The organism is Erwinia aeris (assembly GCF_041224955.1).
Classification (GTDB): Bacteria; Pseudomonadota; Gammaproteobacteria; order Enterobacterales; family Enterobacteriaceae; genus Erwinia; species Erwinia aeris.
In genome coordinates, this window is record NZ_JBGFFX010000003.1 from 133,141 (window position 1) to 156,408 (window position 23,268).

A 23,268-nucleotide genomic window follows, 5' to 3' on the forward strand; every position below is an offset into this window, starting at 1 on the left:
AAGAAAACTTTCGTGATTCATCCTTTAAAATTAAAGTGAAGCCTGATGCAGCTCGCCGATACCGCCATAATCATTTATTAACTTCCAGCTAATATTGCCAGCAACATTGCTGGCCGGAAGTTTAAAGGTTGCGGATAAGCGTGGCGCGACCAGTCCACCTTCGGTAATACTGTTATTATTGATTTTTATAAACATAAAATTCATATAGTAATCAGAAGGGTTAGTAACGGTTAAGGTTGTTCCTTCTGTTTTCCAGACCAGCTCATCAGTATGCTTTTCCGCTGTTTCTCCCGACAGGGCATCTGGCCTGTAAATCAGTTTGAGTCGGGCGCGCACGGCTATTTGCAGCGTGTTTCTGTTCTCTTCTGATGATGAGGGAATAGACTTGATATTGAGCCAATAGAGAGACTCTTTATCCTGAGGCAATGCACGTGCTCCCCGAATAATACGCAGCAGGTTCTTTTGACCGCCATCCATTCTGAATAAAGGCGGCGTGACAATAAAAGGGGGCGTATCTTTAATGGTATTCCCCTGTTCATCTTCGATCCATGACTGGATTAAATAAGGAGAGGTATCCGGATTTTCTATACCGATCGCTTTTTCTTTTTTGTTTCCTTCATAAATCAGCCGGCTACCCCCAATAATGACGCCAGCGTTGGCGCCTGAGATACTTAACATCCCAATAAAAAACAGGAAAATATGGAAATGTCGCATGTTTTATCCTCCTGGGAGCGATGGAAAACACCATCCGTAACGGATGGTGTTAATGTTCAGCAAATTAATAATTAACGGTAAAAGTTGCTACGGAGTTAGCCGGGCCAGCAGTGACGGTAGCCGCTTTCTGGATATAGCGAGCATAGAAGTCCAGAGTATTGGAAGTGGTACCAGAAGTCAGCGGATAGGAAGCTGACTCGGTATATAAAGGCAGAACGCCACTGCTGTCGGAGAGCTGAATACCTACGCCTGTTGCAACGCCTGCTTCATCAGTCAAAGCCAGCACGGTGTTATCACCTGCATAGGCGATACCATCAAATTTTATTTTTGCCGTGGCTGCGGTTGCCGGACAGTCCTTCAGGGTAAGAGTAAATTTAGTGGCGCTGGCACTGCCGCCAGCCGTTGATCCTACGCCGCTAAACGCGGATTTATGAACATTTCCCATGATAACATCCATGGTTGTCGCGCCAGCACCGTCGAGGTCAACAGTACAGGCAGTATCGATAATGCTGCCTTTAAAGTTAATTGTCCCGTCTGCGGCAGCTGCGGAAGTAGTAGAGAAAATGGTTAATAAAGCCAGCGCTGACAGCGCGTTATAAATTTTCATAGTGCTATTCCTTGTTAATAATAATCCTGATAATGCAATTTAAATAAGGCATTCCCGGTAACCTATAGCCGATACGCTAAAAGCAACGGGAATTATCTGTTGCCTGCAAGCTGATGCAGCGCCGATAATATAATCGTAAGATTTGGAAGTAGTCTATATGAAGCATTGTGAATTTATGTTGTTGATGAGATTCATCTGAACAGACTAAGCTTGGGGGACTTGTGAATCACAGCGTGATTTTGTGAAAGAGAGAACCTTCTGCTCATTAAAACAATTTCAGAACAGCCGGTCTTTTGTTTTGCAAAACAAAAAGGTAATTCGCTTTTTTGCTCTTTCGTGGTGGGGGTGATCCCTTTGGCATTTACAGCATAACTGTTAATCAATGTTATGATGACAGAGATTATCAAAGCGATAAGGATCATCGAGAAGATGTGCCTGCATTCATCTCCGTCCGTGAAAAAAAATCGGATTTCCCCTCGATTAAAAAAAGGAAGGGCCTTCCGGGAGCTCTCCTTTTTCTCCGCTTGTGGTGCTATTTTCATATTATGGATTTTATTGTATGACATTTTAATAACATCATTCTCCGGATCCGTTTCTCTGATTTTTTGGTGTGTTATCGTAATGTTCTGGCATAAGGTTAGCCCCTTATGAGGAACGGTAACAATAAATTCACCACTTAATCCGGCCTGCTTTAAAGTTTTGCGCAATATTGATATGTTCTGGTAATAAGTGTTTTGTGAGACGACAACGCCGTTTTTTTGCCAAACCTCTTCAAGGAAATGCTCCCTGGATATCACGGAATGCGGATTCATTAACAGCAGAGTAAGACAACGGCTGGCAGGCATATTCAGCCTGATTTCCTGGTTATGCATGATATTCCTTATAATGCATTTATCAGGATCAAACGTGATCTCTTCATTGATAATGAAGATCACGCCATTTTTTTTACCGATAAGATTTTTTCCCATAGTTATCACTGATGCCTCCTGCACCTGTCAAAGTCATTGCTGCTCAGTCCACTGTTTAAGATCCATCGCGCCATTTAATGATAAAAATAAGTGAAGCAGGCGCCTGAAGTGGTCTGGCCTATCGCTATTCTTATAGTAACAAGATAGTGAAGTCTACAGCAGGGCTGTTGAATTATATCTTATTCACAGGAGATTTTTTTCAGAACGGCGTTCGCCGATCTTCCTTCTTATCTGCTATATGCAACAGCAGAAAAGATGGCCGCCCATCCACGTATTAAAGAGTGTGAAGCTTTCCTTCTTCTTATGGTGTTTTGTGCTTTTTGATCCGAATGGATAAAATCCATCCGGAACTGTTAATTAATATTTATGGTAGGTGTTTAAGGGAAAACTTTGATGGTTATAATAAAATCAAAAAAGAATAAAAGCGTGAATAAGAAAGATGTTTTATATCGTTTCCAGCCTGCATGGGGGAACTTCAGCATTGCTTTTTTTCTCTGCGTTCCTTGTATCAATGCACATGGCTTAACTCCTGGCGAATCGGAGAAAGCTTGTTCTGCCGCGGGCTTAATGCCCGGCGAAGCGACTCCAGTCGGGGCGTTTCCGACGGTAGGTTCAGGCTGGCTGCAGGCCGCCAGCCTGCCTTCCATATGATTAAGCGGGTCTGCTGAAGCTACGGGCAGGATTTTGATTTCAACGGATCGTGGCAGCATCAGTCCTTTACGGGGCACCGTGACAATAGTGTTCTCGTCCAGCCCGGTTTTTTTTAAACATTTACGTAGCAGGCAAATATTTTGATAGTAAGTATTGGCTGTTACATATTTTCCATTTTTATGCCATATCTCATTCATAAAATCCTGCTGAGTGATTATCTCACCCTGTTTTCTTATTAATTCAAGAAAACACAGGCTGGCCGGGTGGTTAAGAGTAATGGCATCAGCTGTACCGTTTAAAAAAAATAGCTTATTATCAGCCGGGCTAAACTTTATAGCATTATTGATAACATAAGAATTGTTCATGTTCCCTCTGAATATCCTCTTCATATCCCTTTGTATGAATAAAAATACCACATTTCTTTTATTCAGCAACAGAGATTTAAGAATTTTCCTAATCGTTGCCAATTAAGCTTATGTCAGAGCGATTAAATGGGTAGGTGGGCACCACCTCGCGGATTACTACCCCCAGTATGATCGCTTCCTGTAGCTGATTACCCTCAATCGTTTGCCCGCAATCGGTGACGATTCGTTGTGGATTATTTCCGATACGCGCCCATTCGCAGCGGCCTGCCACATCAATCAGCACGCGGCTGCCCGCTACGGCAGGCCGGTAACGATCGATAATGTAAAAGCTGCCGTTGCAGGCGCAGAGATAGCAATCATTATTAGTCGGCACCAGCTCGTGCAGCCGACTGAACAAAAACTTAACCTGATGCGGCGGCGAAGTCTGAACGTCAGAGGCGCAGGCGCGGTAAACCCGATTATTCAACATGGCTTACTCCATCGCCTTAATGGTGAAGGTCACCACGCCAAAAATATCCAGCTGCTCTTCTTCCGCCAGCACTATCGGCGGCCAGGCCTTGTTCATCGCCAGCAGCCGCACGTCCGGGCGCAGCTGCAGCTTTTTTACCGTGAACTCGCCGTTTACCGCCGCGACCACGATATCGCCGTGATCGGCGGCAATACCGTTATCGACCACCAGCAGGTCGCCGTCATCGATCCCGGCATCCTTCATTGAGTCGCCGCTGACGCGAATGTAATAGGTGCTCTCCGGCCGCTGCACCAGCAGATCGTTTAAGTCCAGACGTTGTTCAACATGGTCGTGCGCGCTGGCAGGTGAGCCGCAGGGCACGCGGCTCATAAAGAGCGGCAGCCGCAGAAGCGCGCGGACTTCGACCGGACGAAGTAAATTCATGGGGTTATCCCGAAATAAGCTGTATATAAACACAGTATTATCATTTACGGGAAACGATCAAGCCTGACGATGGTTTTTTTGCTTCTGGCGACAGAGGAAAAGACATCGGAACAGGCGTACAGCTTGTGAAATAAGGGGAGCGACCGCAGGGCTGGCGATTGTCTGAAAAGCGACAGGGCCACTGTTAAAGCGGCGTCAGGCGGGACGTTGTCTCTGGTGCCAGAGCGCTAAAATCGTCTCGGCGAAGGCGTCATCAATCGTATAAAAATAGCATTCCGGCACGTTGAGCACTTTTGCAAAGGCGCACATCGTTTCAAACGTTGGACGATGGATCCCGCCTTCGTATTGCGAAACGCGCGAGCGCGCCGTTTCCTCTTCAATGCCCGCCAGAACGCCCAGCTTTTCCTGAGTCAGACGAGCATGGAGACGGGCGGCTTTCAAACGAGCTGGGATCATCAGTAACACCATCAACAATCATACATTGACTTACTGTTTAGCATTACTTAACATCGTAGTTGTTTAGTGATACTCAACAAGCAACGTCTGATGGAAGCTGACAAGGATGACAGAGATAACCGATAAGGACTGGCACCCGGCAGATATCATTGCCGAGCTGAAGAAGAGAGGCACGACGCTGTCTGCCGTTTCCCGCGAGGCTGGGCTGGCCTCGTCCACGCTGGCCAACGCGCTGAACCGCCACTGGCCAAAAGGGGAGAGGCTGATTGCCATAGCTCTGGACACCGAGCCGGAGCGCATCTGGCCTTCGCGATATAATAACTCAGGTAAGGATGGCGGCGTTAAAATGATTAGCCGAATGTGTAACCGGTGAGCGTATCGCCTGTGATATTTCTGCGCTTACGCAACCCTTTTTTCATCAAATGGCTTCTTTATCAGCATCGACTTCGTCCCTCCGGATCGACAAATCTTTATCACATACCCCAGCAAGATAAATTTATTGCTGTAGCTGCCGGTCAGAACATTATGTTCAGACATACCGCACAGCGTCAGGTGACCAAACCGGCATAGCTAATAAAGAAGTTATACCGGAGCAGAATGCGGAGAAAGTTGAACAGGCACTGATGAGAATAAGAACTAAGCCCGAGGCATGAACAGACAACAAAGCGTTAAAAGCAAACGTTGCTAACATTCATTTGCGTTAATGAAATCGAAGCTGTTTTTGCAGTATAGAGTCCAGCCAAAAGCCTGACTGGCCATAGTTATTATCTGTTGGCGTAAGGATCAAATAGCGCAGCTGACGATGATTAACCGCTTAGCCTTGTAACAAGCTCTTTTGCAACGTCTGAAGGGCTGGCTTGTGCAGCCATTTCCACAGCAACCTGTGCCGAAGCTTCGCGCAATGCTCTATTGCCCAAAAAGGTATTGATCCCTTCGCTTGTTATGCCATTTTTGCCGGGTATGATCCCACAGCCTCGCTCAACAACAGCTCTGGCGTTAACAGGCCGGTCGGCACCTTCGCCAAACACTATCTGAGGGATGCCGCTGCGTAGGGCTGTCAGGGTGTTGCCTGCGCCGCCGTGATGAATAAATCCATCTGCGCCGTTGAGAAATACGCCCATCGGGATCCAGTCGACCAGTCTTACATTTGGCGGAAGCTGACGTAGGCCAACGCGTGCATTGGCCGCCAGCTGAAGAATAATGTCAGCATCCACGTCATCTGCCGAGTCCATGACCCACGAAATCAAATCCAGACCATCGACCATGGGTTTGACGGTGCCAAGACTAACCAATAAACGCTTTCGTGTCGGGGTTCTCTCCCACCATTTTTGCCAGACGGCGCCTCCATTATAGGGAACGTACTGCATAGAAATGACGGGTTCGCCTTCATTTTTCAGGATGCTCATGCTCGGCGGTGTAACATCAATCCAGGCAAGATCGCGCGGCGGTGCAGTAACGCCATGACGAGCATAGGCATCGGCTAACGATTGCGTCACCATTTTTATATGCCATGACGTATGGGCAAAACCCACCGACTGCATCACAACAGGAATACGGTATTTGGCCGCGATCAGAGGGCCGACCACGCCAAGCGGAGGATAGACGATCAGGTCGGGCCGCCATTTGCCGGCCAGCTCTATAAGCCGATCGGCCATTTGGTCACTGTAAAAAGAGAAGTTTCCTGTTTTATTGCTTTTTTTTCGTTTCTCTTCCTGACGTCGGTATTCGGATTCGGAATCAAGTCCTGGCGCAGCATCAAACGTCACCAGACCTGCTTCGGCAGCCTTCTGTGCAAACTTTCCGGCGCTGGCGATTAGCACTTCATGTCCGTTAGCGCGAAATCCCTGAGCCAGAGATAGCACGGGAAATAGCAGGCCATATAAAGGAGGGCCGATAAAAAGAACGCGCATGGGAAAACCCTTCTCTACAAGAAATAATGATCAGCGTTTTGTCTGTCAGGTACGCCTCAGATTGAGACTATTTAGTCGCATCTTCAGAAGGTGCGCCGGCATTAAGCTGCTTAATAACTTTCTTCAGGATGTTATAGGGACCGGTAATCACCAGGGTTTCGTTTTTTCTGTTGAGATAAATCCGCTGAGATTTAAATTTCATATAGCGATGCGCCGGGATGTCGTAATAGCCCAAACCATTTTTTTTATATTTGTAACGCTCCAGGATTACTGCCAGCTTGTCCACATAATCGACAGAATCAATACGCAGGCGGCCTATACAAGTCAGCCAGAAATTAACGGAAAGTCCGCACAACATTCCGACAAAACCGTTCTGTACATTGCCATGACCAAACAAAGGCAGAACCCAGTAAATCACGGCGGAAAAAATAAGCACGACGGCGATGCAAAAGAGCAGGCGAAAACGGTCAAAACGCCACTGGTCAAGCAGGCTCAGTCGATGAAGCGTATAGCGAGTATTCACTTACTAATTTCCTTTCAATACAGAGCAGCCGCCCGCAGGTAAAACAGGTTAAGCGCCTGAAGACGATGAAGAAGAGGCTGAATCGCCGCCAAAATAGCTACCGACGGCATCGTAACCGGCAGAGATAGCCGAGCCAATGGCATCACCGCCAAAGTAACCAACGCCTGCACCTACACCGCTACCAATAATGGCACCGGCAGGCCCGCCCATGCCGGCACCGATTAAGGCTCCTTCTTCTGCTCCTGCATAGGCGCCAGCGGTGCCACCAACGGCAGAACCGATAGTCTGAGCAGCGCTCACAATATCCGCAGCCCCGCTGGCTAACTGCATTTCTTCAATACTTAAATTGCGCATTTTATTCTCCTTTGATGTTGTCTGATTGTACATTTTTGTAAAGTATAATAACGCTATCTTTACAGTAAGCAATAAAAAATTAGTTTCATCTGTTCGTGATTATAAGTTCTACAAACCTTACCTTTTAATTGGTCGCTATTTTCCCAGCGGGATTGAGAGGTAATGAAAATGATACCGCAGTCTATTTTTGTCTGGCTAAATTATGCTCGGGTAGTTTATGTATACATGGTCCTAAAAAATAACGCAGTTAAATTATATTAAATGAAATTATCATTAGCTGGCACTAGCGTAATCATTGACGCAATACTGACGCTTTGATAACTTTAAAAAAAATTTAATTTTATTCCTGTGGTGTCTAAAGGCTCTTTATTATAAATTCTGTACCCTTTTTATCTTCTGCTATTTCTTTTTGGATAAGAAAATGCTCAATAAAATACCCGCTGCTTATTATGTATCTTATGACCCTATTTAAGCGCGTTGGAAATTACCCGCCTAAAAAGAAGCAAAACGCATATCATCAAAACACGTTGGAGAATGCCAGCAAATGAGTCATTCCTCTTTGCTTTCAGGCCTGGCAGAAAATCTGGTGCCTTTTTATGCCCAACAAGTGTCATCCTCGTTGCTGTGGTGCGCTGCGGACGTTGAAGATCCAGAAGCACTACGCAACGCCTGTAGCTATCTGATCGATCCAGCCCGTTCCGCTGCGACCAAAAAGTTTTATGCGGAGCGTTATGGCGGTAGCGGCATTCAGCGCAACGGCGGCGGTGCCCGCTGCGGTTTTGACGGGCATTATCAGGTGAAAGGAATGGGGGCTAATCCCTTGGTGGGTAAGGGCTCAGACGAACGTCACTCAAATGGTACATTGAGCGCCGTTCATGCGCTTTATGAAGCTTTATGGAGCGAAGTGCTGGGGCAAATTCTCCCTTATGGCGCGGTGCAAACGCGCGCAGTTTTACTTATCGACAATGATATTGCCAACGCCGGTGAACTTGCGGCAGGCTCTTCGCGGCGGGCGCTGCTGATCCGTGAGCCTGTAGTGCGTCCGGCTCATTTCGAACGGGCACCCTATTTTCGGCCGCAGCCTGACTATGCCGGGCAACTATTGCATGATGCCCGACGGGTGAGTTCTGTCATCCGCCAGTTGCCGATAAGTTTGCCGATGCCGCCAGATGGCTTTAGCGAGCGGGCTTATCGCGATCCGCAGCGTTACTGCATCGAAGGATTATGTGAGCTTGCCAGACGCCAGGCACGGCAAATGGCATTTTGCCGGACACGTTTTTTGAGGTTAACGACGTCGCCATCCAATATCTCAATGGACGGCAAGCTGCTGGATTTTAATGGCCTGAACTGTCTGTTCCCGGACGAAAGTAGCGATAGCTTTGAATACCATCTCAGGCTTATGGCGCTGATGAAAGAGCCAGCAACGTTGCAAAAGGGGCTATCCAATCTTTGCCTGTACGCAGGTAAATATCTGTTCGATCCGGGATTCACGGTGACTGCCCGTCAGCAGACAGAAGACGTCTTTCAACAGGCTTTCCAGGACGCTTGCTACCGTGGCTATTTGGAATTGTTGGGTATAACCATTCCCTTACAGAAACCAGTGCCTGAAACGCTAAAACCTTTAGTTAAAAACTTTGTGGCATTTATTGCCAGGCCTGGCAACATGCCGTATCGCGTTGAAAAGAATAGATTTTCACTGGAAAACATTGTTACAGGTTTAATCCAGCGCTGCCAGGGACAAAGAGGTTTACATGATAATGACCTGGAGGAGGATAACCGCTTTCCGGAACTGTTGCGAAGTTATACCGACGCCATAGGCTGGCTGACCAGCACTTGCCATGAGCAGGGAGTTGATAACGCCGCAATGATAAAAGAAGTGGAGCAGAGCGCGCGACAAAAACTGCTGCCCCGAGCCTGTTTAGGCAAAGTGCAAATGTTTGAAGAAATAGCGCATCTGCTAAAAACGCATGAAAAAGATATTGTGTCTCTGAGGCAGGCATTCGTCGCAATGGGGATCAAAATGCAGACATTTGCTAACGACGTATTAGGCAGTAGCGCATTAGCCATTCACGGGCACCAGGCGAGAAAACAATGACATTGTATATACAGGAAACCGTAGATGGCCAGGATACATGGTCAGCCCAGGAACAGATTGGTTTTGCCGTTAGCTGTATGCTCCATAACCGTAATTACAGCCTCTATCCGGTTTTAACTATTCAGCTCTGGACTGAATACGCGATACAGCACCACCAAATAAAATTTCTTTTCGACGTGCAGGGTTTTCCACTGGCCTATATCACCTGGGCATACCTGGCTGCAGATACGGAAAAGAGATTGCTTGACGATCCAAAATTCCGACTGCACCCTTCTGAATGGAATGAAGACGGCAGGGTTTGGATCCTCGATTTTTGCTGCAAACCCGGTTTTGGCCGCAAGGCTATTGAGCGTTTTTCCCAACTACGACCTTGGGGTGAAGAACCAGTGCGCTGGTTAAGCCGTAGGAAGAAAATTAGAGTCGAAACATTCCGAGGAAGAAAATTTGTTTCGTAAGGAAGCAATAGAAAACAGGAAAATGCAATGGCATGGGCGTGCGATCTTATTGCCGGGCATTCCGCTCTGGTTGGTTATATTAGTCTCTGTCACTTTCATGGTGGCTTTTCTGGTATTTATTACGGAAGGAACCTATACGCGTCGAGTTAATGTCAGCGGAGAAATTACTACCTGGCCACGGGCGATTAATATTTACTCCAGCGTACAAGGGATCGTGGTGAAGCAGTTTGTCCATGAAGGGGATATCATAAAAAAAGGTGACCCTGTTTATCAACTGGACGTTAGCAAAAGCACGCCAGGCGGCGTCGTCAGTGAAAATCGTCGGAGGGATATTGAAAGCCAGCTGGTTCGCGTAAGGAATATTATCTCCCACCTGAAAGAAAATAAAAAAGTCACACTGGCTATGTTAGAACAACAACATATGCAATACAGTGATGCATTCCGACGCTCATCAGATATTATCAGACGAGCTGAAGAGGGCATAAATATCATGAAAGGTAATATGGAGAACTACCGGAAATACCAATCAAAAGGACTGATCACCAAAGATCAGTTGACTAATCAGGTGGCACTGTATTATCAGCAGCAAAATAATCTTCTTAACCTGAGCGGGCAGAATGAACAAAATGCGTTACAGGTAACCAATCTTGCAAGCCAGGTTCAGACGCAGGCGGCAGAATTTGATAATCGCATTTATCAGATGGAACTACAGCAATTCGACTTACAAAAAGAGTTGGTTGACACCGACGAGGGCGAAGAAATCGTTATTCGTGCTCTTTCTGACGGAAAAATAGATTCAATGAGCGTCACGCCAGGGCAAATGGTAAATGCTGGGGACAGTCTGCTACAGCTTCTCCCTCAGGTCATTGATCATTATTATCTCATTATTTGGGTGCCTAATGATGCTGTACCTTATATTTCACCGGGAGATAAAGTTAATATCCGTTATGAGGCTTTTCCGGCAGAAAAATTCGGCCAGTTTTCCGCAACGGTGACGACCATCACCAGGACGCCAGCCACAGCAAAAGAGATGCTCACTTATCAGGGATCTCCTGGGTATTCATCAGGCACCTCTGGCCCCTGGTATAAGGTAATCGTTAAACCTGAAAAGCAGATTATTACTTATGACGGGAAATTTCTGCCTTTGGAAAATGGTATGAAAGCGCAAAGCACATTATTTCTGGAAAAAAGAAAAATTTACCAGTGGATGCTTTCACCACTCTATGACATGAAGCACAGCGCCACAGGACAGGTAGATGAGTAGCACTGCTTTTAAAAAGATTGTGAATCAACTGGATTTGCGGTGGCAACGGCGAGTTCCGGTTATTCATCAGACAGAGACTTCAGAATGTGGACTCGCCTGTTTGGCGATGGTATGCGGACACTACGGCAAAAACATTGATTTGATATCGTTGCGACAGCGGTTCAATTTATCGACGCGCGGTGCCAATCTTGCTGGTCTCAACGGTATTGCAGAACAGCTGGGGATGGCGACCCGTCCTCTGTCATTGGCCCTAAGCGAGCTGGGCGCGCTGAAAATGCCCTGCATACTTCACTGGGATTTTAACCACTTTGTCGTGCTGGTCAGCGTGAAACGCAACCGTTTTATTCTGCACGATCCTGCCAGAGGACGAAGGCATATAGGGCTTGAAGAAATGTCGCAACACTTTACCGGTGTCGCGCTGGAAGTCTGGCCCGGCAGTGAATTTACAGAACAAACGGTTAAGAATCGCCTGAGCCTGCGTACGCTGATTAGTAGTATTTATGGCATTAAAAGTATGCTGGCAAAAATATTTTTCCTGTCAGTAATTATTGAGGCCATCAATCTGGTGATGCCGATAGGTACGCAGCTGGTGATGGATCATGCTATTCCGGCAAGCGATAAAGGATTATTAACTTTGATTTGTTTCGGATTAATGTTCTTTATATTTCTGCGAGCGGCAACGGGCATTGTTCGAGCCTGGTCTTCACTGGTTATGGGGACTTTTATTAATGTGCAATGGCAGTCTGGCCTGTTTAATCATTTGTTAAGGCTTCCTTTAACTTATTTTGAAAGGCGCAGGCTGGGTGATATTAATTCTCGTTTTGGCTCGCTGGATACGCTACGTTCTACCTTTACGACCAGCGTTGTTGGCGCCATCATAGACAGTATTATGGTCGTCAGTGTCCTGATAATGATGGCGCTATATGGTGGTTGGTTAACCTGGTTTGTACTGGGTTTTACTGCGGTCTATGTTATTATTCGGCTATTGACCTATGGTCATTACCGTCAGGTTTCAGAAGAAACGCTTGTCAGAGGTGCGCGTGCCAGCTCCTATTTTATGGAGACATTGTATGGTATAGCCACGGTCAAAATACAGGGAATGACGGAAAGGCGCGGAACACACTGGCTGAATTTGAAAATTGATGCGATAAATTCTGGTATCAAATTAAATAAGATGGATCTCCTTTTTGGCGGAGTAAATACGTTTGTAGCTACATGCGATCAGATTGCTATTTTATGGCTGGGCGCTGGGCTTGTTATCGATAACCAAATGACCATAGGTATGTTTGTAGCATTTGGTGCGTTTCGTGGCCAGTTTTCCGACAGGATTGCTTCACTAACAAACTTTCTCCTGCAACTGCGCATCATGAGTCTGCATAATGAACGTATTGCGGATATCGCTTTACATCAACGGGAAGAAAAAAAAGCGGATATCGACTATATCGCGACTATGAATCCGGTATCGCTGGAAATATCAGATATCAGCTACAGCTACGATAGTCAGTCAGCTGCGATATTCAGCAGCCTGTCGTTTTCAATTTCACCAGGCGAAAGTGTAGCGATAACAGGTAACTCTGGTTCGGGCAAGACCACATTGATGAAAATATTATGCGGGCTGATTGAACCTGATACCGGTAAGGTAATCGTTAATGGGATTGATATCCGTCAGACGGGAATAAATAACTATCATAAAATGATTGCCTGTATCATGCAGGACGACAGGTTATTCTCTGGTTCAATACGTGAAAATATCTGCGGATTTGTAGAGAATGTAGATGAAAGCTGGATGATAGAGTGCGCCAGAACCAGCTATATTCACGATGTGATTATGAAAATGCCTATGGGTTATGACACGCTAATTGGAGAACTGGGTGAAGGACTGTCAGGTGGGCAAAAGCAGCGAGTTTTTATTGCCCGCGCACTTTATAAAAAGCCTTCTATTCTGTTCATGGATGAGGCGACAAGCTCTCTTGATAGTAATAGTGAGCGGTTTGTAAATGGAGAAATTAAAAAGCTCAATATTACAAGAGTTATTATTGCACATCGGGAAAAAACGCTTAAGGCTGTCGACAGAATTATTGCAATAAATTAGTTGCTTGTATGCACGGCGCAACATGGAGGCGTGGTGCATATCTTATAGCCAATGTCGGCTCCATTTTGCACGGGATTGGATGACACCTGCTGGATTTGCCGAAAAACCGGCCGTTTGCCAGAATAGGCAACCAGTCATGCCTGGATCAGATTCGGGAGCGGGGCCATACCGTCGGAGCTTCTTTACTGGCTGATGGATAACGTTTCAGCTTACTGCGCGTCAGCCATCTCTATTAAAAATAGTATTTAGGGTAATCCCTTGTAAGGCGAAGATGATTTTTGCATTAGGGCCATAACCGATAATTTTCATCGTCAACTTTGGTCTGCTCATCGAACTGACGTCGCGGTAAAAATCCTGTGGCATGTAATGAAACAGCCGCCACGCGTCGGGTAGGCGTCGAGTTTTGTGTATCACCATGCAAAACGAATGGTGAAACCCGCAATTTATGTCCCTGTATGCTGTATCTGTCGTGGCCAACGGCGGTATATCCCAACCTGCTGCTGTTGCCCGCCGCTATTTTGCTGGGTATTGCAGTGACGGTGACCACAGCTTCGTTTAAAAAGTACCTTTAGTAGTTGATCCTGATTGATATCTGAGTGAAAAATATGCAGGTGATTAATGACAGGAGAGAATATATGAAGGGATTCATTTTTAGTTTCATGCTGGGAACGATAGTGCTAAGCGCACCAGTTCTGGCCAGCAATGCTCAACAACAAGATGCTCAAACTATAAAGATTGAACAGTGGGCTGATTCGAACCCCGAGGAGTTCAATACATTTTTAGTTAAATGTAATGAAAACAAGGTGTTTAGATTAGATAACTTACGGTCTTGCAGTATCGCTTCTTCTTATAAGGCTGAGCAAATATCAAACCAGTATCGGAAAGAAGTGCAGAGCGCGCAGTCAGCTCCTTCGTACTAGAGTAGTAAGCTGGGCGGCGGCGCACAAAACTGGCTTTTGTGCGCTGTCGTCAGCAGACAAGCCCTGTAAAAACGGTTACTGGCGCGTCAGTAAGGGAAGTATTTTAAATTTGATACATACTCACTTCATTTTCCCAGCATAGCTGAATCATCCGCCATTGCTGTATTAACTCAGATAATGCCTGTACTCGACCGTCAATATAAACAAGTACGCCAGAGGGAAAACCTGGTAAAAATGGCGGTTCATCGCCTTTATAATAGGATCCCGAATCCAGTTGTGTATTTTCGGGAAGCAGCTTGATAAGTTCTTCTGCTATTCGCTGTAGTTCAAAGATTTTATTTCTAAATTGGTGGGAGTATATATTAAAGGTAGGCAGGCCTATTCCTCTTCTGGCAAGCCCCCAGAGCGTTACGATAATCTTGTGATCAACTCTGAAAGTTCGGAACTGAGTTCCTTGAACCTTTAAACAAAATTGATAGATAGTGTCAATAAAAGGACTGGTGAAGTGGAGGTATTTTTCTGTTTCCCGACAGTCGTCAAGCGTCGTTCGTCCATATCCTGGATTCTTCCAGCGGTCTCTCCCCTCGGGGTTATTACTCTGTTGCGCCTCTCTTTTCCACTGAAAAAGATGTTCTGCTGGGAACATCAGTTCACAATTATCGACACGACGATGGCAAGTTGTACAAAGGTATATTCCGTTAGTTTGAGCGCTGAGTTGTTCAGGCGTCATATGTGGGTTGGATCGAGGGCCACTTCCCGACAGGCTAACAGCAGAATAAATATGGGCTACATCGCCCAGTTTTCGAGTTTTATTTTGTTCGGTGTAGAACTCAAGTAAATGCATACGGCAGCCAGGATTTGCACAACAATATCCGGCTTCCTCCATGACCATTTTTCTGGTTGCTTCTGTGAACTCCACCCTACCTGATGATAACGTCATGCTATTTTCTAACCTTCTGGATCAGACAGTAATAATTCGCTAATGATAACGCAGCGATAGATATATTGTTGTCTCTACTAATCAACTTGTATAGCGCTTTGGCTTGCTATTTGTTAATACGAAAATTATCAAAAAACCATAAACAGTTATCCCCTGACCCGTCTTCACATTTATCGCACCCTCACAGCACCCTAAATCACTGAGGAGTGCTTAACCTGACGAGCCGGCTGTTTGCTGGGGCTGACATTGCTGATCGCGTTACCCGTCCATGCATCTGAAAAAGATGAGCTGGCGTCTGCCCAGCACCTATTGATTCAAATACAGGCAGCACTTGAACGTGCTCGCGTTGCTGCCGTTCAGGCTGACCGGCCAGAACAGGGGCGTTTCTGGTTCGACTATTCCCGTGTCACATCGGATCTCAAAACCATCAATACCGGATAGGAATGTGGTTTTGCCGTCTCGCCATATTATTTTCACCATAACCTCACGACGGAGCTGATAACGTCGCCGGAACGGAATTTTACGCTGGTGAAAGATTTACGGGCGCCGCAAGGCGTCAGCACAACAAAATACGTGGGGCAGAATGCCCATTTGGCACCATCGGGAAGCGGGGGCAGACGAGAGAGAAGGATAATATCTACTGGTAAACCAGTGATTTTTTGACGCATAAAGCAAAAACCCCCGCATAAGCGAGGGTTTGGAATAGTGGTGCCCGGACTCGGAATCGAACCAAGGACACGGGGATTTTCAATCCCCTGCTCTACCGACTGAGCTATCCGGGCAACGGGGCGCATTAAACCGTAAAGGCTGCCCGCCGTCAACGGCTTTGTCATAAAAAAGCGTTAAAGCGTGACTGACTGCCTGCTTTTCAGACAGTCAGCCTGAAAGTTATGCAAATCCATTCGGGACAGCCTGTCTTTCAGGCTTCCGTCGTGTGCGCTTTCTTTGCCAAAGAGCGCATGAGCCTGTGCGGCACGCCGCTCTGAGGTTGCAGGAGGCTTCCATGTTTACAATTTAGCGCGCCGCTCTGAGGTCACGGAAGGCTTCCATGTTTACAGTTTAGCGCGCCGCTCTAAGGTCACGGAAGGCTTCCGCGCTTACGGCTCAGCGCACTAGCTCAGTGCGCCATTCTTACGGCATAGCGCGATACTCAGCACGTCTTCCGCCAGCGAACGGGCCGTCACCACTTCCTGCACGTTGCGTTTCACCAGCAGCCGGCTCAGGCAGCCCTCCAGAATCAGCTCCATCTGATGAGCGAGCAGTTCCGGGTTATCGGTTTCCAGCTGGGTCAACAGCTCGTGGGTATATTGCCAGGAAGCGCGCTTCTGCTGTTCGGCAACCTGATGGATAGGGTGGTCCGGCTGCGGATAAAAGCTGCACGCGGCCACAAACAGGCAGCCGGGATAGCGGTTATTGTTAACGGCCTCTTCCAGCACCTGATAACGCGCCAGCAGCTTGCGTGCTGGCCCCATAGTGTCATCCAGCAGCAGCTTGCGCCGCCAGATATCAACCTGCTGGCTGTGATAGCGCAGGGCGTCATAGAGCAGCGCCTCGCGGTCGGGCCAGTAGCGTTGCAAATCTTCCTGTTGGCAGGCTGCCGCCTCCGCCATCATGGCGAAAGAGGTGGAGGGGGCCAGCCCGTTCTGCTCGAGTACGTTCAGTGCATGCTCGAGTACCTGTTCACGTTGCAAGCGACTCTCCTCTTGAATGCATTACTTTACGGTCGCGACCGTAAAATTCTTCTCTAGTGTCGTTTACTGCGACAATTTCTGCAAATGCTCCCGGAAGGCTGCGGCATCCATAAAACCGGTCACGCGCGAGCCGGGGATCTCTTTGCCGCTGGCGTCAAAAAACAGGATGGTAGGCAGCCCCAGCACGTTCAGCCGTGCCAGCAGCGCTTTGTCTTCTGCATTATTAGCCGTGACGTTCGCCTGTAGCCGCTGCGTTTTATTCAGCGCATTCTGTACCTGCGGCTCGCTGAACGTATATTTTTCAAACTCCTTACAGGCTACGCACCAGTCGGCATAGAGATCCAGCATGGTGATGCCGTTATGCTGCTGCAACGCCCGATCGAGCTGGCTGACGGTGGCGATGCGCGTAAAGCTTAACGTCGTGTGGCTTGCCGTTGCAGGCGCGCCGAACGCCCAATCCTGCAAAGGACGGGCCGCGACCAGCGCCGCCGCCAGCATCAGGATCTGCCCCAGGCGCAGCCAGCCGTTAGCGGATTTCAGGCTGATAAAGGCCCAGCCGAAGAAGGCGACGGCCAGCAGGCTCCACAGACGCAGTCCCCAGGCGTCGCCCACCACGCGCTCAAGCAGGAAGACCGGCAGCGCCAAAATCACGAAGCCAAAGCCTTCTTTTACCGTTTGCATCCACGCGCCGCTTTTCGGCAGCAGGCGGTTGCCGAACAGCGTCACCAGGATCAGCGGCAGCCCCATGCCCACGGCGTAGAGCCAGAGCGTGCCCGCCCCGGCCAGCATGTTGCCGCTTTGCGCGATATAAAGCAGGATGGCGCTGAGCGGCGCGGTAGTACAGGGCGAGCAGATCAGACCGGCCAGCGCGCCCATCAAAAAGACGCCCGGCAGCGAGCCGCCCTGCTGACGATTGCTTAACAGCGTTAGCCGGGTTTGCAGCGCAGAGGGGAGCTGGAGCGTAAACAGCCCGAACATTGACAGCGCCAGCAGAATAAACAGCACGGAGAGGCCAATCAGCACCGCTGGCGACTGCAACGCGGCCTGAAAACGCAGCCCGGCAGCGGCGACGATCACGCCCAACGCGGTATAGGTCAGCGCCATACCTTGTACATAGACCATAGCCAGCGCAAACAGGCGCTTCAGCGAATAGCGACGGTTGCCACCAAGGATAATCCCGGAGATCAGCGGATACATCGGCAGCACGCACGGCGTAAAGGCAACGCCGATGCCGATCAGCAGCGCCCACAGCGGCGAGAAGGGCAGTTTATGATCCGGTTGCGCGGGTTGCCCGACGAGGGCGTCGGTCTGCGTGCCGGAGGCCGCATTGCCTGCATCGGTCTGCATAGCGGAGGCAACATTGCCTGCATTAGTTTGCGCATCCGAGGCCGCATTGCCTGCATCGGTCTGCATAGCGGAGGCCGCATTGTCTGCATTAGTTTGTGCATCCGAGGCCACCTTGCCCGCATCGGCTTGCGTACCGGAAGCAGCATTTTCTGCATTAGTTTGCGTATTGGAAATCGCGTTACCTGCCTCAGTTTGCGTGCCGGAGGCCGCGCTTTCCGCATCCGCTGGCGGCTGGCTGGCGGCCGTCACTTCGTTCAGCGGCACGCTGCGGGTTTCCGGCGGATAGCAAAAACCGGCGGCGGCGCAGCCCTGCCAGGTTACGCTGAGCGTCGCGCCCTTTTTCGCTTCCAGCAGCGTTAAAGGCACCGTCAGGCTGTCGGGATAGATTTCCGTTTTGCCGTAAAACTCGTCTTCATGCGGTTTGCCCGCGGGCAGCGCCCAGTCGGCCAGCTTCGCGCCCTGTGCGGTCAGGGAGATTTGCTGGCGATAAAGGTAGTAACCGGGCTTCACCGTCCAGCTGAGCGTCAGCCGATCGGCCCGCTGGCTGAAATCAAAGCTGAAGGCCTGGTCGACGGTGCCGAAGTGGCTGTTGGCGTTGTTGCCAAACAGCGAGGCGCTGGCACTCGTACTAAAGAAGGCGATCAGCGCCAGCAGCAGGCAGGTTGTGATGCGTTTCATCATGACAGGGATCATTTTTCCACTACCGATATAAACCAGAAAACAGGCAGACTCCGACGCGGCGGAGATCTTATGCAAGGCGCAGACTATATCACGGCCTGGCGGCTGCGGCTGTTGCAGGATGTCGCACTGGAAGCAACGGAAAGGGTGTGGTTAAGGCGGGGTTTAACCAGGCGGGCCGTCAGCGCAGCCCGCCCTTATCGCTACAGGAACAGATTGGCGAAGAGAAAGCCAAAGGCGACCGACAGCGCAATCGCCAGCGTGCCGGGCACGATAAAAGAATGATTAAAAACGAATTTTCCGATGCGTGTCGAGCCAGTATCGTCCATTTCCACGGCGGCCAGCAGCGTAGGATAGGTAGGCAGCACGAACAGCGCCGAGACGGCGGCGAAAGAGGCTATCGCGGTATGCGGCGACACGCCCAGCAGCAGCGCCGCAGGCATCAATGCTTTGGTGGTGGCGGCCTGCGAATAAAGCAGGGTGGAGGCAAAAAAGAGGATCACCGCCAGCATCCATGGATAGTCGCGCAGCAGGCTGCCGGCAAAATCCTGAATTTCGTTGATATGCGCTTTGACAAAGGTATCGCCCAGCCAGGCGACGCCCATCACGCAGATGCAGGCGCTCATGCCGGAACGGAACGTGCTGGCGGAGAGGATCTTTGCGGTATCTACTTTACAACTCAGGCAGATCAGCGCCGCAATGGTCAGCATAAAAATCACAATAGCTTCGTTGCGCGGCAGCACGGGGTTCTGGATCAGCCCAACGGTTTCGCTAATCGCGGTAGCGTAAAGCACGACGGCTATAATGCCGATCAAAAACAGCAGTACGGATAGCTTCGCGCCCGGTTTCTCTTTAAATACCGTTTCGCCGCGCAGCGTGACTTCGCCCTTTGCCAGACGCTGCTGATAAACCTGATCTTCATGCAGCTCTTTGCCCAGAAAATTGGTGATCATCGCGGCGATGAAGATTGCGACCATCGTGGAAGGGATCGCCACGGCCAGCAGGCCCAGATAGCTGACGCCCTTCGGTTCCAGAATGCCGGAAAGGAACACCACGGCGGCGGAAATAGGCGAGGCGGTAATGGCGATTTGCGAGGCGACTACCGCAATAGAAAGCGGGCGGGAAGGGCGAACGCCCTGTTCCTTCGCCACCTCGGCAATCACCGGCAGCGTGGAGAATGCCGTATGGCCGGTGCCGGCCAGCAGCGTCATTGCGTAGGTCACCAGCGGCGCCAGAAAAGTGATATAGCGCGGATGCTTGCGCAGCAGGCGTTCGGCCAGGCTGACCAGATAATCCATTCCGCCCGCGACCTGCATTGCCGCAATAGCCGCGATCACGCCCATGATGATTTCAATCACATCGAACGGGATTGCACCTGGCTTAATCTGAAACCCCAGCGTCAGGATCAGCATGCCCACGCCGCCAGCGAAGCCGATGCCGATGCCGCCCAGTCGCGCGCCCAGATAGATCGCCGCCAGCACGACAATAAGCTCAGGTAAAATCATAGTTTGCTCCCCTGGTCTGTTTGGTTATGAATTGGTTGATAGCATGTAACTTGCGGCATAAAAAAAGCACGTCGTTCTGTGAACCAACGTGCCTTTTTTCGCTTACCGCGGCGGATTACTCTTCATCGGTGTAGCGTTTCGCTTTATAAACCGGATACATCAGGTTCTGGGTCGAGAAAATGTCGTCCAGCTCCGTTTCGGTCAGCAGGCCGCGCTCCAGCACCACTTCGCGCACGCTTTTACCCGTTTCGGCGCAAATCTTGCCGACGATATCGCCGTTATGGTGGCCGATATAAGGATTCAGATAGGTAACGATGCCGATTGAGTTAAAGACGTAGGCTTCGCAAACCGCTTTATTGGCGGTAATGCCGTCCACGCATTTCTCCAGCAGGTTGGCGCAGGCGTTGGTCAGGATAGACACCGACTCAAACAGCGCCTGGCCGATGACCGGCTCCATTACGTTCAGCTGGAGCTGGCCCGCTTCTGACGCCATCGTCACCGTCACGTCATTGCCGATAACCTTAAAGCAGACCTGATTAACCACTTCCGGCACGACCGGGTTGACCTTGGCAGGCATAATAGAAGAGCCGGCCTGCAGTTCCGGCAGGTTGATTTCGTTCAGGCCGGCGCGCGGGCCGGAAGAGAGCAGGCGCAAATCATTACAGATTTTCGACAGCTTCACCGCCAGGCGCTTCAGCGAGCTATGCACCATGACGTAAGCGCCGCAGTCCGAGGTCGCCTCGATCAAATCTTCCGCCGGTACGCACGGCAGATTGCTGACTTCCGCCAGCTTCTGTACGGCCAGCTGCTGATAACCATCCGGCGTGTTAAGGCGGGTGCCGATAGCCGTTGCGCCCAGGTTAACTTCCAGCAGCAGCTCGGCGGTGCGCAGGATGTTTTTGATCTCTTCCTTCAGCAGCACGTTAAACGCGTGGAATTCCTGGCCCAGCGTCATCGGCACGGCATCCTGTAGCTGGGTACGGCCCATTTTCAGGATGGTGTTGAACTCAATGGCTTTACGCTCGAAGCCTTCGCTAAGGTTGCCGATAGCGTCCAGCAGTTGCAGGATCGAGCTGTAAACCGCGATGCGGAAACCGGTAGGGTAGGCGTCGTTGGTGGACTGGCATTTATTGACGTGATCGTTGGGGTTCAGAAACTGATATTCCCCTTTCTGATGGCCCATCAGCTCCAGGCCGATATTGGCCAGCACCTCGTTGGTGTTCATATTGACCGAGGTCCCGGCGCCGCCCTGATAGACATCAACCGGAAACTGATCCATACATTTGCCGTTAATCAGCACTTCATCGCAGGCTTTGATAATGGCGTTGGCAACATTACGGGGAATGGTTTGCAGCTCTTTATTGGCCATGGCGGCCGCTTTTTTTACCATCACCATGCCGCGAACAAAGGCCGGAATATCGCTGATCTTACTGTTACTGATATAGAAATTTTCGATCGCACGCAGCGTATGAACACCGTAGTAAGCATCCGCCGGAACTTCTCGCATACCTAACAGGTCTTCTTCGATACGAATGTCGTTAGCCATGAGCACCTTCTTGTGATTGCTGCCGGTTATACTAGCCAGAGTCAGAATGATCCATGAGTCGCCATCAGTCCGGGACGATATGTTAACGTTTTGCGTCATCAGGAGCATCACTATATTCGTTAAAATATTGACGCTTTTCACTTTATCGCGAGGTTTTTTTGGCCGTCGTGTTGCCGTTGTTTATCTGACGAGGCGGCAGGGAATTTTCCGCTGACGGTTGAAAAGACGGGGCGACGTGCCCATCTTTAATCGATACGATCCTTTTTTCGCCGCTATGCCTGGCGCATGGCGGCTCTAACCGACAGGAGACTGCGGTGCGCTGGTTACCGTTTTTAGTACTTTTTGTTCTCGCCTGGATTGAGATCACTATTTTTATCCAGGTCGCCCATGTGATGGGCGTGCTGCTGACGCTGCTGCTGGTGGTGTTCAGCTCGTGCATCGGTATTTCGCTGGTGAAAAACGAAGGCATGAAGAACTTTATGCTGATGCAGCAAAAGCTGGCGGCGGGGGAAAGCCCGGCGGCAGAGATGCTAAAAAGCGTCTCGCTGATCCTGGCCGGTTTTCTGCTGCTGCTCCCCGGCTTTTTTACCGACTTCCTGGGCCTGCTGCTGCTGCTGCCGCCGGTGCAAAAACACCTGACGCTGAAGCTGATGCCGCACCTGCGTAGCTGGCGCGGGCCTGGCGCGGGGCCGGACAGCGGCTATACCGTGGACGGCGAGTATGAGCGTAAAGACACCACGCTTATCGAACACGACGACAAGCACGACAGGCAGTAATCTTCAGAAAGGCGGGCAACCCGCCTTTTCTTTTATCCGCCGTTTCGCTGATTGTTATTTGTGCAGTTGTGACGCAGAAGCAAAATTTTTATTTTTTACCCCTTGAAAGGGTCGGGCGCTGTCCCTATCTCTTGCGTCACGAGGCCGGTGCCAGTGAAGCCCGGCATTCATCCCAAAATGACTGATTGGACTTCTCAAAGGAGAGCTATCAATGAAAATTCGTCCATTGCACGACCGTGTTATCGTCAAGCGTAAAGAAGTGGAATCTAAATCGGCTGGTGGCATCGTTCTGACCGGCTCAGCAGCAGGGAAATCTACCCGCGGCGAAGTGCTGGCTGTTGGCAATGGCCGTATCCTGGAAAATGGCGAAGTGAAGCCACTGGACGTAAAAGTCGGTGACGTCGTGATTTTCAGCGAAGGCTACGGTGCGAAAACTGAGAAAATCGACAACCAGGAAGTGCTGATCATTTCTGAAAGCGACATTCTGGCAATTGTTGAAGCGTAATTTACGTAACTCAT

23 protein-coding genes, 1 tRNA gene and 2 pseudogenes are annotated in these 23,268 nt (G+C 49.6%); 10 read left to right on the plus strand and 16 right to left on the minus strand.

The genetic code is table 11. The features are described 5' to 3' along the window. Positions 1–30: 30 nt before the first annotated feature. The 7 genes from AB6T85_RS06750 to AB6T85_RS06780 all read right to left on the minus strand — a co-directional run bounded on the left by AB6T85_RS06750 (position 31) and on the right by AB6T85_RS06780 (position 4,653). The gene (locus AB6T85_RS06750) at positions 31–714 is read right to left on the minus strand and encodes a fimbrial biogenesis chaperone (RefSeq protein WP_369895100.1); all 684 of its coding nucleotides are present in this window, start codon (positions 712–714) and stop codon (positions 31–33) included. Positions 715–778: 64 nt separating this feature from the next. Then, on the minus strand, positions 779–1,321 hold the full coding sequence (locus tag AB6T85_RS06755; protein ID WP_301730322.1) for a fimbrial protein: 543 nt from the start codon (positions 1,319–1,321) through the stop codon (positions 779–781). A gap of 191 nt (positions 1,322–1,512) precedes the next feature. Continuing rightward, positions 1,513–2,289, minus strand: a complete 777-nt coding sequence (locus AB6T85_RS06760) for a transcriptional regulator (RefSeq protein WP_369895291.1) — start codon at positions 2,287–2,289, stop codon at positions 1,513–1,515. Between the two features lie 377 nt (positions 2,290–2,666). Further along, a complete protein-coding gene (locus tag AB6T85_RS06765) occupies positions 2,667–3,305 on the minus strand; it encodes a transcriptional regulator (RefSeq protein WP_369895103.1) in 639 nt (212 codons plus the stop codon). Positions 3,306–3,393: 88 nt separating this feature from the next. Beyond that, positions 3,394–3,774 carry a hypothetical protein gene (locus tag AB6T85_RS06770; protein WP_369895104.1) on the minus strand — a complete coding sequence of 127 codons (381 nt, stop codon included), beginning with the start codon at positions 3,772–3,774 and terminating at the stop codon, positions 3,394–3,396. A gap of 3 nt (positions 3,775–3,777) precedes the next feature. After that, on the minus strand, positions 3,778–4,197 hold the full coding sequence (gene umuD, locus AB6T85_RS06775) for a translesion error-prone DNA polymerase V autoproteolytic subunit (RefSeq protein WP_253455981.1): 420 nt from the start codon (positions 4,195–4,197) through the stop codon (positions 3,778–3,780). A 195-nt stretch (positions 4,198–4,392) separates the two neighbouring features. Next, on the minus strand, positions 4,393–4,653 hold the full coding sequence (locus AB6T85_RS06780; RefSeq protein WP_253455977.1) for a helix-turn-helix domain-containing protein: 261 nt from the start codon (positions 4,651–4,653) through the stop codon (positions 4,393–4,395). 115 nt (positions 4,654–4,768) lie between these two features. Between AB6T85_RS06780 and AB6T85_RS06785 the strand changes: the two genes are divergently transcribed. Then, the gene (locus AB6T85_RS06785) at positions 4,769–5,026 is read left to right on the plus strand and encodes a helix-turn-helix domain-containing protein (protein ID WP_369895293.1); all 258 of its coding nucleotides are present in this window, start codon (positions 4,769–4,771) and stop codon (positions 5,024–5,026) included. A gap of 433 nt (positions 5,027–5,459) precedes the next feature. Here the strand turns inward: AB6T85_RS06785 and AB6T85_RS06790 are convergent, their stop codons facing one another. From AB6T85_RS06790 to AB6T85_RS06800, 3 genes are all read right to left on the minus strand, one after another. Next, a complete protein-coding gene (locus tag AB6T85_RS06790) occupies positions 5,460–6,563 on the minus strand; it encodes a nucleotide disphospho-sugar-binding domain-containing protein (protein WP_369895106.1) in 1,104 nt (367 codons plus the stop codon). Positions 6,564–6,630: 67 nt separating this feature from the next. Then, entirely contained in the window at positions 6,631–7,086 is a 456-nt protein-coding gene (locus tag AB6T85_RS06795) for a hypothetical protein (protein WP_253455971.1), read from the minus strand. A gap of 48 nt (positions 7,087–7,134) precedes the next feature. After that, the gene (locus AB6T85_RS06800) at positions 7,135–7,440 is read right to left on the minus strand and encodes a hypothetical protein (RefSeq protein WP_369895108.1); all 306 of its coding nucleotides are present in this window, start codon (positions 7,438–7,440) and stop codon (positions 7,135–7,137) included. A gap of 544 nt (positions 7,441–7,984) precedes the next feature. Between AB6T85_RS06800 and AB6T85_RS06805 the strand changes: the two genes are divergently transcribed. The 6 genes and pseudogenes from AB6T85_RS06805 to AB6T85_RS06830 all read left to right on the plus strand — a co-directional run bounded on the left by AB6T85_RS06805 (position 7,985) and on the right by AB6T85_RS06830 (position 14,266). Continuing rightward, the gene (locus AB6T85_RS06805) at positions 7,985–9,535 is read left to right on the plus strand and encodes an MchC protein (RefSeq protein WP_253455966.1); all 1,551 of its coding nucleotides are present in this window, start codon (positions 7,985–7,987) and stop codon (positions 9,533–9,535) included. After that, on the plus strand, positions 9,532–9,990 hold the full coding sequence (locus tag AB6T85_RS06810; RefSeq protein ID WP_253455963.1) for a toxin-activating lysine-acyltransferase: 459 nt from the start codon (positions 9,532–9,534) through the stop codon (positions 9,988–9,990). The genes AB6T85_RS06805 and AB6T85_RS06810 overlap by 4 nt, the downstream gene beginning before the upstream one ends. Further along, a complete protein-coding gene (locus AB6T85_RS06815; protein WP_253455960.1) occupies positions 9,980–11,254 on the plus strand; it encodes an HlyD family secretion protein in 1,275 nt (424 codons plus the stop codon). Before AB6T85_RS06810 ends, AB6T85_RS06815 begins: the two co-directional genes overlap by 11 nt. After that, complete coding sequence (locus tag AB6T85_RS06820; RefSeq protein WP_369895109.1) at positions 11,247–13,346, plus strand: peptidase domain-containing ABC transporter; 2,100 nt, start codon at positions 11,247–11,249, stop codon at positions 13,344–13,346. Before AB6T85_RS06815 ends, AB6T85_RS06820 begins: the two co-directional genes overlap by 8 nt. A 396-nt stretch (positions 13,347–13,742) precedes the next feature. Beyond that, positions 13,743–13,918, plus strand: a pseudogene (locus AB6T85_RS06825) (IncC plasmid conjugative DNA transfer DtrJ family protein); the annotation flags it as partial. 63 nt (positions 13,919–13,981) lie between these two features. Further along, positions 13,982–14,266, plus strand: a complete 285-nt coding sequence (locus tag AB6T85_RS06830; protein ID WP_253455955.1) for a hypothetical protein — start codon at positions 13,982–13,984, stop codon at positions 14,264–14,266. A 103-nt stretch (positions 14,267–14,369) separates the two neighbouring features. On the opposite strand, the gene AB6T85_RS06835 is transcribed toward AB6T85_RS06830, so the two are convergent. Continuing rightward, a complete protein-coding gene (locus AB6T85_RS06835) occupies positions 14,370–15,206 on the minus strand; it encodes a hypothetical protein (protein ID WP_301253281.1) in 837 nt (278 codons plus the stop codon). A gap of 231 nt (positions 15,207–15,437) precedes the next feature. Between AB6T85_RS06835 and AB6T85_RS06840 the strand changes: the two are divergent. Next, positions 15,438–15,644 (plus strand): annotated as a pseudogene (locus AB6T85_RS06840) (integrative conjugative element protein, RAQPRD family); the annotation flags it as partial. Between the two features lie 268 nt (positions 15,645–15,912). Here the strand turns inward: AB6T85_RS06840 and AB6T85_RS06845 are convergent. From AB6T85_RS06845 to aspA, 5 genes are all read right to left on the minus strand, one after another. Then, a tRNA-Phe gene (locus AB6T85_RS06845) sits at positions 15,913–15,988 on the minus strand. A gap of 330 nt (positions 15,989–16,318) precedes the next feature. Continuing rightward, entirely contained in the window at positions 16,319–16,897 is a 579-nt protein-coding gene (dicD, locus tag AB6T85_RS06850; protein WP_253455949.1) for a division control transcriptional repressor DicD, read from the minus strand. 63 nt (positions 16,898–16,960) lie between these two features. Next, positions 16,961–18,937, minus strand: coding sequence for a protein-disulfide reductase DsbD (locus AB6T85_RS06855; RefSeq protein ID WP_369895110.1), 1,977 nt, complete (start codon positions 18,935–18,937; stop codon positions 16,961–16,963). A 188-nt stretch (positions 18,938–19,125) separates the two neighbouring features. Continuing rightward, positions 19,126–20,427, minus strand: coding sequence for an anaerobic C4-dicarboxylate transporter (locus tag AB6T85_RS06860; RefSeq protein WP_301253285.1), 1,302 nt, complete (start codon positions 20,425–20,427; stop codon positions 19,126–19,128). A 115-nt stretch (positions 20,428–20,542) separates the two neighbouring features. Then, a complete protein-coding gene (gene aspA / locus AB6T85_RS06865; RefSeq protein WP_253455939.1) occupies positions 20,543–21,973 on the minus strand; it encodes an aspartate ammonia-lyase in 1,431 nt (476 codons plus the stop codon). Positions 21,974–22,287: 314 nt separating this feature from the next. Between aspA and AB6T85_RS06870 the strand changes: the two genes are divergently transcribed. After that, the gene (locus AB6T85_RS06870) at positions 22,288–22,749 is read left to right on the plus strand and encodes an FxsA family protein (RefSeq protein WP_253455937.1); all 462 of its coding nucleotides are present in this window, start codon (positions 22,288–22,290) and stop codon (positions 22,747–22,749) included. 211 nt (positions 22,750–22,960) lie between these two features. Beyond that, a complete protein-coding gene (locus tag AB6T85_RS06875) occupies positions 22,961–23,254 on the plus strand; it encodes a co-chaperone GroES (protein WP_125290273.1) in 294 nt (97 codons plus the stop codon). Positions 23,255–23,268 lie beyond the last annotated feature (14 nt).

Excerpts from the sequence above, each read along its gene's own strand:
- AB6T85_RS06750 (WP_369895100.1), bottom strand. The coding sequence starts at position 714 with ATGCGACATTTCCATATTTTCCTGTTTTTTATTGGGATGTTAAGTATC.
- AB6T85_RS06755 (WP_301730322.1), bottom strand. The coding sequence starts at position 1,321 with ATGAAAATTTATAACGCGCTGTCAGCGCTGGCTTTATTAACCATTTTC.
- AB6T85_RS06760 (WP_369895291.1), bottom strand. The coding sequence starts at position 2,289 with ATGGGAAAAAATCTTATCGGTAAAAAAAATGGCGTGATCTTCATTATC.
- AB6T85_RS06765 (WP_369895103.1), bottom strand. The coding sequence starts at position 3,305 with ATGAACAATTCTTATGTTATCAATAATGCTATAAAGTTTAGCCCGGCT.
- AB6T85_RS06770 (WP_369895104.1), bottom strand. The coding sequence starts at position 3,774 with ATGTTGAATAATCGGGTTTACCGCGCCTGCGCCTCTGACGTTCAGACT.
- umuD (WP_253455981.1), bottom strand. The coding sequence starts at position 4,197 with ATGAATTTACTTCGTCCGGTCGAAGTCCGCGCGCTTCTGCGGCTGCCG.
- AB6T85_RS06780 (WP_253455977.1), bottom strand. The coding sequence starts at position 4,653 with ATGATCCCAGCTCGTTTGAAAGCCGCCCGTCTCCATGCTCGTCTGACT.
- AB6T85_RS06790 (WP_369895106.1), bottom strand. The coding sequence starts at position 6,563 with ATGCGCGTTCTTTTTATCGGCCCTCCTTTATATGGCCTGCTATTTCCC.
- AB6T85_RS06800 (WP_369895108.1), bottom strand. The coding sequence starts at position 7,440 with ATGCGCAATTTAAGTATTGAAGAAATGCAGTTAGCCAGCGGGGCTGCG.
- AB6T85_RS06805 (WP_253455966.1), top strand. The coding sequence starts at position 7,985 with ATGAGTCATTCCTCTTTGCTTTCAGGCCTGGCAGAAAATCTGGTGCCT.
- AB6T85_RS06810 (WP_253455963.1), top strand. The coding sequence starts at position 9,532 with ATGACATTGTATATACAGGAAACCGTAGATGGCCAGGATACATGGTCA.
- AB6T85_RS06820 (WP_369895109.1), top strand. The coding sequence starts at position 11,247 with ATGAGTAGCACTGCTTTTAAAAAGATTGTGAATCAACTGGATTTGCGG.
- AB6T85_RS06830 (WP_253455955.1), top strand. The coding sequence starts at position 13,982 with ATGAAGGGATTCATTTTTAGTTTCATGCTGGGAACGATAGTGCTAAGC.
- AB6T85_RS06835 (WP_301253281.1), bottom strand. The coding sequence starts at position 15,206 with ATGACGTTATCATCAGGTAGGGTGGAGTTCACAGAAGCAACCAGAAAA.
- AB6T85_RS06855 (WP_369895110.1), bottom strand. The coding sequence starts at position 18,937 with ATGATCCCTGTCATGATGAAACGCATCACAACCTGCCTGCTGCTGGCG.
- AB6T85_RS06860 (WP_301253285.1), bottom strand. The coding sequence starts at position 20,427 with ATGATTTTACCTGAGCTTATTGTCGTGCTGGCGGCGATCTATCTGGGC.
- aspA (WP_253455939.1), bottom strand. The coding sequence starts at position 21,973 with ATGGCTAACGACATTCGTATCGAAGAAGACCTGTTAGGTATGCGAGAA.
- AB6T85_RS06875 (WP_125290273.1), top strand. The coding sequence starts at position 22,961 with ATGAAAATTCGTCCATTGCACGACCGTGTTATCGTCAAGCGTAAAGAA.